A 10134-nucleotide genomic window follows, 5' to 3' on the forward strand; every position below is an offset into this window, starting at 1 on the left:
CCAGAATCAAACTCTCCGTAAATGTCCAACAGCCACCCACCAGGCCGAAACCCGGCAAGCAACAGACACAACAAAGAAACCCCACACCAACGGTGAGGCCTTCATCTGGTCTCTACCCCGGACCACCACCCACAGGGGCGCGGACAGTCGATCCGGGCTCGACACCAATTCAATGGCATCGACTACTTGGCACACTGTTGAGTTCTCAAGGAACAGACGCTCATCCTCGATCAGCCTTTCGGCATCCCGCAGGAGGCTCGTTCACCATCGTAGCGGATCCTTCTCGCATTCCTGACCACCGTGATGGTCATTCCTGCTGTGTCCGCTCGATTGCTTCCGGCCGGAACGTTATCGCATTTCTTCGACCCACCGAGGTGATGCGAAGCCGATCTCGTCCTGCCCGGAGGCAACCTCTCTAACTTAGACGAGCTGGTCGCTGTCGGTCAACCCCGGTCCTCGGCGCTCGTCGAGCGCCGCTCCCGGTGCGTGACCGCCCTGCGGTCCTGCTCCGTCCCCCCGGACGGCCGCCACCACCGGCTGCTGCCGGCATGGTCTGCGTCGGGGTGCCTGCCCGGGGGACCGACCACGTGTCTGCGACTCCGTGTCCGTTCCTCCCTGCCGGGCGGCCTCGAGAAAGTTACGCAGTCGGCGGGCGCGACGCAAGCCGCTGGAGCGCGGCCTGCGTCACACCGGCCGGGTTCGTGCTGCCGCCGCCCGCCGGGGGCGGCAGCAGCAGGAGGCGCCGACGAGTCCGCGCCCCGCGCGGCGCCGACCCGGTACGGCGCGGGCTCGGTGCGGCGCAGACCCGGTACGGCGCAGGCTCAGTACAGCGCCGACGCGAGCGCCCGCCGGGCGGCCGCGACGCGCGGGTCGTCCCCGCCGACGACCTCGAACAGCTCGACGAGCCGCCGGCGCACGCGCTCGCGCTCGTCACCGGCGGTGCGCCGCACGACGTCGACGAGCCGGGCGAAGGCGTCCTCGACCGCCCCGCCGAACACGTCGAGGTCGGCGACCGCGAGCTGCGCGTCGACGTCGGCCGGGTCCGCGGCGGCGGCCTCGCGCACCGCGCGCAGGTCCGCACCCGCCGTCCGCTCGAGGAGCCCCACCTGGGCGAGGCCCGCGGTGGCCATGGTGTCCCTCGGGTTCTCGCGCAGCGCCTGCTCGTACGCCGCGCGTGCCGCCGGCAGGTCGTCGCGCTCGATGGCGTCGTACGCCGCCTGGTGCAACGGCGGCAGCGCCGGCTCGGGCTCGGCCTCCGCCGGGGGCTCCTGCTCGCCCGGCGCGACGCGACCGGTGATGCCGTTGGCCTCGGCCGCCGCCAGGAGCTGGTCGAGCACCGCCCGCACCTGCTCGCGCGGGTAGGCGCCCTGGAACAGCGGCAGGGGCTGGCCGGCCAGCACCGCGACGACCGTCGGGACCGACTGCGCCTGGAACGCCGCCGCGACCTGCGGGTTCGCCTCCGCGTCGACGCGCGCCAGCAGCCACCGGCCGCCGTCGTCCTGCGCCAGCGCCGCGAGGTCCGCGACGACCTGCTGGCTGACCTCGCTCCACGGCGCCCACAGCACGACCACGACGGGGTGCTGGGTCGACGCCTGCACGACGTCGCCGAACGTCGACTCGTCGACGTCACGCACGTAGGACGTCGCGGCCGGCAGGCCGCCCGGCGCTCCGGGCGGGGGCGTCGCCGGACGGCTCAGCGCGGACAGGTCCACGGCACCTCGCACGTCCAGCCGGGGTCGCGGCTGGGGCGACTGCTGCGACATCACCATCTCCTCGGGTCGGGTCGTCGGGGACTCACGGGCACCAGTGTCGTGGACACCGGGCGTCGGCCGTGCGTGCCGCGGCCGTCGGTCCGTGCGGCGCGCGTCACTGCGCCGTGGCGGCCGTGACGGTGTGCTCCGCCGCCAGCACCTGCGCCTGCGCGCCGCTGTCCGCCGGCGGGACGTACACCACGAGGACGTCCGTGAAGACGCGGCTGAGGCTCGAGGCGGTGGTCGCGCCGCCCGCGAGGGCGGAGTAGAACGGCTCGACCGAGACGGTGCCGCCGGGCGCCGTCACGCTGACGGTCGACGTGGTGGTCATCTCGGTGACCACCAGCGCGCCGCCGTCGACGGTCGCGAGCGTGACGACGGGTGCGGCCGCGGCCGCGTACGTCTCCGCGAGCGTCGCGGCCTCGCCGAGGGTCGCGACGGTGTCGCCGCGCGCCTTCTCGATCGCGGCGCGGAAGCTGTCGGGGGCGAAGCTCGCCGCGTGCGCCGACGCGTCGCCGCTCGTCAGCACGTCGGCGTAGCGCGGCCCGACCTCGGACGGCGGCACCAGCAGGCCTGCCGCGTCGGCGGGCAGCTCGGGGCTGCCCTCCTCGGGCGCCGCGGTGGCCGGCATCTGCACGCCCTGGAGCAGACGGGCCCAGCCCCACAGCTTGTACGGCTCGCGGGGCGACGCCTGCTGCAGCACCAGCACGCGCGGGGCCTGGAGGTCGTCGGGCTGCTCGGTGACGACGAGCTGCGTGCGCGGCCACCCTGCCGTCTCCGGGACGACGAGGGCCTGCTCGTCGAGCGGGAGCGCCGTCGGGACGCGCGCACCGCCCGTCGCGCCGGCCCACACGTACTCGGCGGTGCGGGTGGCGAGCGCCGGGCCGACGAGCCGGGCCGGCAGGCCGGCCGGGTCGCGGTTGGCGTCCGCGGCCGTGAGCACCTCGTTCACCGAGGCGAGGACGCGCTGCGCCTGGTCGACGGTCACCGCCGGGGGCGGGACCGCGCCGACCGGCTCGGGCGCGGGCTCCGGGAGCGGCGTCGCGCAGCCCGCGAGCGCGACCGTCGCGGCCACGACGAGGGCGGTCGGCGCAGTGCGGCGCGGCGTCGTGCGGCGGCTGCCGGTCATCGGTCCTCCTCGCGGTCGGTCGTGGCGTCGTCACCGTCGGCGGGCAGCGGGGGCAGGCCCCACGCGCGGCGCCAGGCGTCGGCGCGCGACCCGCCCGGTGCGTCGGGCGACGGCGGTGCGGGCGGTGCGTCGCGGAGCCACGCCGGCCGGGCGGACGGGCCGCTCGGCGCGCCGGGCCCGTGCGCGCCGGGCGCGTCGGGGCGGGGCGCATCCGGGCGGGGCGCCTGCGGGGCCGGTGTGCGCGCGCCGACGCCCGGGCCGGACGTCGGCTGCGGGCCGCGCGGTCCGCCGGGACGTGCGGCGTCCGGGTGGCCGGGGCCTCCGGAGGAGCGCACGACGGCGCCCGGCGGCGGGGGCACGGGCGTCCAGCCGTGCGGTGCGCCGGCCGGACGAGCGGGACCGGCCGGTCCGCCGGCGGACGGCCCGTGCGGGGACGGCCCGGCGGCGGACGGCGTGGCCGGACGGGGCGTGGCCGGACGGGGCGTGGCCGGACCCGACGGGCGGGGAGCGTCCGGGCCGGCCGCGCCCGTCGGGGCACCCGCGGAGGGCGCACCGGGCCGCCCGGGGGCGGCGGTGCCGCCGGCGAGCCACGTGGGACGCGCCGCGTGGGCATCGGACGAGCGGTCGCCGGGCGCGGCGCCCGGGCGCCCCGCCGCGGCGGCGGGCGGCTGCGCGGTGCCGGGCTGCTGCGCGGTACCGGGCTGCTGCGCGGTACCGGGCGCGGACGGGCCCGCCGCGGGGCCCGCCTGCGGACGGGTCGTGCCCGCCGGCGGCGGCGTCGCTCCCCGCCCCGGTCGACCCGCGCTGCCCACCGGCGCCGGGGCGCCGGCTGCGGAGGCCTGCGGCGCCGGGCCACGGTCGGCACCGCGCAGGGCGCGGCGCGACGAGGGCGCCGTGGGGCCGTCCGGCGTCGCGGTGCCCGCCCCGCCACCGGTCGCGCCGGTCGCCGTCGGGGCGCCGGCCGGGGTCCGCCCGGGGCCGGGCGGCGCGGTGCGGGCGCCCGTCGGTGCGTGCGGGCCGTCGACCGGGGCGGCCGCGGGCAGCGCGGTGGTGGCCGTCGCGTCCGCGCCCGTCGCCGACCCTCGCCGCGGCTCCGTCCCTGCTCCCGTCCCTGGCCCTGTTCCCGTCCCTGTCCCTGTTCCTGTCCCTGTCCCCGTCGGGCGGCCGGCGGGCGGACCGTCGGGTCCCCCGGCCGGGTGCGTCATCTCGGCGGCGGGCGTGGACTCGTCGCGGGCCGCGCGCACGCCGGCGTCGGCGACCGCGCCGCGCGCCTGGAGCTCGCGCATCTGCCGCCGGGTCAGCTGGACGGGGGTGCCGTCGCCGTCGACCACCGGCAGCGGCCCCGTGAGCACGGGGGTCCAGTCCTGCTCCGGCCGGCGGCGTCCGCGTAGGACGTCACGCGCGAGCAGTGCCAGGGCCGTGAGCAGCAGCAGCGAGCCCACGGCGACGCACGGCACGAGCCAGGGCGTCGTGACGACCTGCGGCCAGGCGAGGGACAGCCGCGGCGTCGCGGTCCCCGTGCCGGCCGCGAGCACGCTCCACCGGCCGGGCTGGGCGGTCCACGTCAGCTCGACGGACCCGGTCCCGGACGCCTCCGCGACCCACAGGTCGGACCCCGTGGGGTCGGGGACGGGCGCGGCCGCGGCCTCCTCGGGCGCGGCCTCCTCGGGTGCGGGCGTCGCGGGGGCGGCACCGGCCGCCGCGGCGTCGGCCGCGTCGGCGGGCGCCGCACCGTCCGCCGGCGCCTCGCCCTCGGCGGGCGTCTCGCCCTCCGCGGGCGACTCCTCCCCCGTCGGGGCCGGCGCCGGCCCGTCCTCCACGGCCAGCTCGTGCCAGCCGGCGAGGCCCGTCACGCGCTGGTGGGGGTCGGCACCGACCCAGCCGGTCACGTCGGTGTCGCGGCCCACGGCGAGCACGACCGGCTGGTCGTCCGCCGCCTCCACGCGCACGGTGACCTCCGTCGCCCCGAGCTCGAGCACACCCGGGTCCGTGACCACGAGGTGCTCGTCCGCGGAGACGGTCGCGACGAGGACGTCGTCGGCCCGCCACAGGGTCGCCGAGGCGACGCCGAGGGCGATGACGACGACGCCGACGACGCCGACCAGGGCGACCACCAGTCGCTTGAGCACGCAGGATCCTCTCGACGACGAACGATCCAGGATAGGCCGCAGCCCCCCGGACCGGGCGAACCGGGACGGGTCGGCGCACCCGGCGCCCCCTCCCCCACGCCGCTCGCACGCCCTGGTCGGACGAGTGCGCGCGACGCGCGGCGCGGTCCGGGAGGCCCTGGTCGCGACGCCGTCCGCGCGTATCCTGGCCCCGGAGCACCGGCCCGCCGAGGACGACCTCGGCCACCCGCGACCGCCGGGCCCCCACCCCTGGAGGATGCCCCCGTGCCCGATGCCCGGACCCCGTTCCCCGTCGTCAGCTTCCGCGGCTACGACCGCGAGGCCGTCGACCAGGCCGTCACGTCCCTCGAGCAGGCGCTCGCCGAGGCCCGGGCCCGCGTCGAGGCGCTCGACTCGGAGAAGCTGCAGGTCTCCGGCGAGCTCTCGGAGGCGCAGCGCCAGCTGCGGGAGGCGGACCGGCCGACGTACTCGGGGCTCGGGTCGCGCATCGAGCAGCTGCTGCGCTCGGCCGAGGAGCAGTCGTCGGACGTCGTCACGCAGGCGAACGCCCAGGCCGCGGACGCCCTCGCCCGCGCCAAGCTCGCCGCGGGCCAGCTGCGCTCGCGCGCCGAGAACGAGGTCGCCGAGCTGCTGGCCACCGCGCGGCGCGAGGCGGAGGAGGTGCGCGCGACCGCGGCCGCCGAGGCGGAGAGCTCGCTGGTCGCGGCGCAGCGCCGCGCCGAGGAGCTCGTCGGGTCCGCCGAGCGCGAGGCGGCGCGCATCCAGAGCGCCGTGACCACCGAGGAGAGCGAGCGCCGGACCTCGCTCGAGCGCGAGCTGGGCACGCTGCGGGCGCGCGTCGAGAACGAGGCCACGCAGCTGCGGATCGCGACCGAGCGCACCGCCACGGAGCTGCGCAGCCGCACCGAGGCCGAGACCGCCGCCCAGCGCGAGGAGGCCGAGCGGTACGCGCAGGACCTGCGCCAGGCCGCCGACCGCGACACCACGGAGCTGCGGCAGCGCACCGAGGCGGAGGCCGCCCAGCTGCGGGCCGACGCCGACCGCTACGCCGCGCGCGTGCGCTCCGAGACGAACGCCGAGGTCGCCGCGTGGCGGCAGGGTGCCGCGGAGGAGACCACCGCGCTGCGCGCCGCCGCCGCCGAGTACGCGGACGCCACGCGCGCCGCGGCCGAGCGGGACGCCGCCGCGCTGCAGCAGCGCGTCGCCGCCGAGGTGACGGCCCTGCGCGGCGAGGCCGAGCAGTACGCGGCGCACCTGCGCGCCACGGCCGAGCGCGAGGCCGGCGAGCTGCGCGCCTCCGCGGCGGACGACGTCGCGCGCATGCGCGCCGAGGCGGAGGACGCCGTCGCCACCCTGCGCACCGAGTCCGAGCAGTACGCCGCCCAGCTGCGCGCGCTGGCGGACCGCGAGACCTCCGAGCTGCGCGAGCGCACGCAGCACGAGACGGCGCACCTGCGCGAGACGACCGTGCGCGAGACCGACGAGCTCCGCGCGACGACGGAGCGCGAGACGTCCGAGCTGCGCGCCACCGCGGAGCGCGAGGCGACGGAGCTGCGCGAGCGCACCCGGCTCGAGGTGGAGCGCCTGCAGACGGAGGCGCGCCGCGCGATCGGCGAGGCCACGACGGGTGCGCGCGCCCGCGCCGACGAGCTCGTGCGCACCGCCGAGCAGCAGCTCGCCGACGCCGAGCTCGCGATCGCGTCCCAGCACGAGATCGCGGAGCGGCAGGACGCCGAGCGGCACGAGGCGGCGCGCGCGGAGACCGAGCGGCTCGTCGCGGACGCCGAGGCGCACGCCGCCGAGGCGGAGGAGCGGGTCGCCAAGGCCCTCGCGCACGCCGAGCGCGTGCGCGTGGACGGCGAGAAGCAGGCCGCCGACCTGCTCGCGAACGCCCGGCGCACCGCGGACCGCGTCGTCGCGGAGGCACGCGAGCACGCCGAGAAGTCCCTCTCCGACGCGCTGACCGAGGCCGAGCGCGAGCGCACGACCGCGGCGCGCCAGGTCGAGGACCTGCACAAGCAGCGCGAGTCGATCACGTCCTACCTCGACGAGCTGCGCCACCTGCTGGGGACCAACCCCGACAAGGCCGCGCTCGAGCAGGCCGGCCGGATCGAGGCGAAGTTCGAGCGCGAGCAGGCCGAGCAGGCGCGCGCGCAGGCGCAGCGTCAGGAGCGCGGTCAGGAGCACGGTCACGCGCAGGGCGGCGACGGGGCGGCCCCCGCGGCCGTCGCCGCCGACCGCGACGCGCAGGACGACGGCGGTCCCGCGACGGCCGGCGCACCCGGACGCCCGGCGGCGGCGAACCGGCCGGCACCGTCCCGCCCGGCCCGTCCGGTGCGCGCCTCGAAGGCCCGCCCGGCTCCCGTGTCCGCGGCGGTCCCGGTCGTCCCGTCCCCGGCGGTGAGCGCCGCGACGGGGACGGCCGACCCCGCGGACGGCGGCACGGGTGCGGGCGGCGCCGGCGACGAGGCGGCGGACGGCACCGCGTCCGGCGGGCGCTGACGCCGACGTGAGCGGCACGGCCGGCACGCCCGACGCCACCCCCGACCACGGCGCCGACGCCGCCGCGCGCTGGCGCGAGCAGCGGCGGGAGGCGGCGGGCGCGCACGCCGAGGCGCTCGCGGCGCGGCAGCGCGCGGAGAGCGCACGCGCGCGGACGCTGATCGAGGAGTTCCTCGGCGGCGTCCGCGCGGGTGGGCCGGCGCCCGTGCCGCTGCACGTGCGCAGCTACGACGGGCGCGCGCGGTACCGCACGCCGCTGCAGGGCTGGTACCTGCGGCGCGACCAGACCGTCGGCGTCGACACCGACGGCGCGTTCTACGTGCTGACGGCGCCGAGCAGCCTCGCGGCGCGCTTCCGCGGGGTGCGGCCGACGCCGCAGGACCCGCCGCTGGTCATCGGCGCCGGCGGCAAGGACGGCGAGTCGATCGACATGGCCGACGCCCTGCGGCGCGTGCTCGCCGGCGAGGTCTGAGGACCGCTCGGCCCCCGGCCGTGGGGCGGGCTCAGCGGCCCCCGTCGACCCGCCGCGCGAGCTCGACCAGCGCGGTCGCGACCGTCGCCGGGTCCTCCACCGCCGTGAGGTGCCCCGCGCGCGGCACGACGACGAGCGGCGCACCGCCCGCCACCTTCGCCAGGTCGCGAGCGGCCTCGACGCCCGTCACCTCGTCCTCGTCGCCGACGACGACGAGCACCGGGCCGGTGAACCGCCGCAGCACCTCGGTGCGGTCGGTGCGCGCGGCCATCGCGCGCTGGCTCCACGCGACGCGGGCGGGCGGCTGCTCGTCGATCCACGCCGCGACGCGTGCCACGACGTCCGGGTGGGCGGTGCGCGTGGTCTCCCCCAGCACCGTCCCGACCATCCCGCGGACCGCGTCGACCGACCCGGACGACTCCACCTGCGCCGCCACGTCGAGCCGCTTCGCCCGCGCGTCGGGCGCGTCGGCGGTCGACCTCGTGTCCACCAGCGCGAGCCCGGCGACGAGGTCGGGGTGCCGCTCGAGCAGCGCGAGCGCGACGTAGCCGCCCATCGACAGGCCGGCCACGACGGCACGGTTTACGCCGGCCCCGCGCAGCGCGGCGGCGACCCGGTCGGCGGCGTCGTCGAGCGTGGGCCCCACCTGGTCGAGCTCGTCGGCGGCGGGGACGTCGGGCGCGAGGACGCGGCGGTCCTCGCCGAGGCGATCCGCGACGTCGGCCCACATGCGGTGGTCGAGCGGGAAGCCGTGCAGCAGGACGACGGGGGTGGCGGTCATGGTGCTCCTCGGGTCGCGCGGTGCCCGTCGGCCGGACGGTGCCGGCGGGCGTGTGACGTGCGACGACGTCGGCCGCGCGTCGTCGTCGACCCTAGCGAGGGGGCCGGTCGGCCACCCGCCGGGCGAGCGCGGCGGCGCGCTCGAGGACGCGCGCGACGCCGTCGTCCGCGTTGGACGGCACCACCTCGTCGACGGTCGCGCGCACGTGCGGGTGCGCGTTGCCGACGGCGAACGACCGTCCCGCCCACGTGAGCATCGGCAGGTCGTTGGGGGCGTCGCCGACGGCCCACACGTCGGCCGCCGCGACGCCGTGCGCCGCGGCCCACCGGGCGAGGGTGGCCGCCTTGGTGACGCCCGGGGCGGCGACCTCCCCCAGGAGGCCGGCCTGCGGACCGGTCACGGACGTGGACACGTGCGCGAGGTCCCCCACCGCGCCCTGCAGCGCCGCGACGAACGCGTCCGGGGCACGGTCGACGCCCGCCGCCGGGTCGACGCGCACGAGCAGCTTGAGCGTGGTGGGGTCGGCGACGTCCTCGATCCGGGCGGCGACGGGGCTGTCCGGCGGCTGCTCGTGCGCGGGCACGAAGCCGTGCTCGGCCGCGAAGCCCCGGGCGCTCTCCGCGGCCAGGTGCACGTGCGGGCCCCACGCGGCGCGCAGCCGGGCGGCGACGGCCGCCACCCGGACGCGGTCCATGCCGTGCTGCTCGAGGACGCGCTGCGCCCCCACGTCGACGACGGACCCGCCGTTCGCGCAGATGGCGACGCCGTGCCCCGCGACGTGCGCGGCCAGCTCGGTGAGCCAGCGGTGCGGGCGCGCGGTCACGAACACGACCACGACGCCGGCGTCCTCGCACGCCGCCAGCGCGTCGACGGTGCGCGGCGAGACGGTGCCGTCGGGCGCCAGCAGGGTGCCGTCGAGGTCGCTCGCGACGATCCGCGGCGCCCCGCCGGCCTCCGCGCGCGGGGCCGCTCCCGGGACCGCACCCGCCGTGCCGTCGCCGTTCACCGCCGCGTCGGCCCGCGCCGCCCGCGCGCCTGCCAGCACGCGGTGTGCCAGTGCCGCCGGTCCTCGAGGCCGTCGCGCCACGTGTCGGTGCGCCACGCGACCACGTGCGGCGTGCCGGCGGGCACGAGCTGGTCGCAGCCGGGACAGCGGTACTCACGGTCGGAGCCACGCACCGCCTGGACCACCCACTCGCCGTCCGGGCCGGCCTCGGCGCGCCGGCCGCCGGTCGCCCGGTCGACGTCCAGGGGCACGTGCTCGGTGCCGTACGGACGGCGGGCGGATCGGCGGCTGCGGGGCACGGGTCCATCCTCGCGCGCCGGGCGCGGCGCGCGCCGCCGACGACGACGGCCGGGCACCGTGGCGC

General features: G+C 78.9%; 8 protein-coding genes. 2 read left to right on the top strand and 6 right to left on the bottom strand.

The genetic code is table 11. The annotated features are described in order from the left end of the window. Positions 1-821: 821 nt before the first annotated feature. From ACFUMH_RS17125 to ACFUMH_RS17135, 3 genes are all read right to left on the bottom strand, one after another. Positions 822-1763 (bottom strand): tetratricopeptide repeat protein, encoded by a 942-nt coding sequence (locus ACFUMH_RS17125; protein ID WP_378208416.1) that lies wholly within the window; start codon positions 1761-1763, stop codon positions 822-824. A 103-nt stretch (positions 1764-1866) separates the two neighbouring features. Continuing rightward, positions 1867-2880, bottom strand: a complete 1014-nt coding sequence (locus ACFUMH_RS17130; RefSeq protein ID WP_378208418.1) for a hypothetical protein — start codon at positions 2878-2880, stop codon at positions 1867-1869. Further along, positions 2877-5009, bottom strand: a complete 2133-nt coding sequence (locus tag ACFUMH_RS17135; protein WP_378208420.1) for a hypothetical protein — start codon at positions 5007-5009, stop codon at positions 2877-2879. The genes ACFUMH_RS17130 and ACFUMH_RS17135 overlap by 4 nt, the downstream gene beginning before the upstream one ends. 264 nt (positions 5010-5273) lie before the next feature. Here ACFUMH_RS17135 and ACFUMH_RS17140 point away from each other — a divergent pair, with 264 nt between their 5' ends. Next, on the top strand, positions 5274-7511 hold the full coding sequence (locus tag ACFUMH_RS17140; RefSeq protein ID WP_378208422.1) for a hypothetical protein: 2238 nt from the start codon (positions 5274-5276) through the stop codon (positions 7509-7511). Between the two features lie 7 nt (positions 7512-7518). Next, a complete protein-coding gene (locus tag ACFUMH_RS17145) occupies positions 7519-7983 on the top strand; it encodes a hypothetical protein (RefSeq protein ID WP_378208424.1) in 465 nt (154 codons plus the stop codon). Positions 7984-8014: 31 nt separating this feature from the next. Here ACFUMH_RS17145 and ACFUMH_RS17150 read toward each other — a convergent pair whose 3' ends face one another. The 3 genes from ACFUMH_RS17150 to ACFUMH_RS17160 form a co-directional block, all read right to left on the bottom strand. Beyond that, entirely contained in the window at positions 8015-8764 is a 750-nt protein-coding gene (locus ACFUMH_RS17150) for an alpha/beta hydrolase (RefSeq protein ID WP_378208426.1), read from the bottom strand. 91 nt (positions 8765-8855) lie between these two features. Next, positions 8856-9809 (bottom strand): HAD family hydrolase, encoded by a 954-nt coding sequence (locus ACFUMH_RS17155; protein ID WP_378208429.1) that lies wholly within the window; start codon positions 9807-9809, stop codon positions 8856-8858. Further along, a complete protein-coding gene (locus ACFUMH_RS17160; RefSeq protein WP_378208431.1) occupies positions 9767-10069 on the bottom strand; it encodes a hypothetical protein in 303 nt (100 codons plus the stop codon). The genes ACFUMH_RS17155 and ACFUMH_RS17160 overlap by 43 nt, the downstream gene beginning before the upstream one ends. Between the last annotated feature and the right edge of the window lie 65 nt (positions 10070-10134).

Source organism: Cellulomonas sp. NPDC057328, assembly GCF_042667215.1.
GTDB lineage: Bacteria > Actinomycetota > Actinomycetes > Actinomycetales > Cellulomonadaceae > Cellulomonas.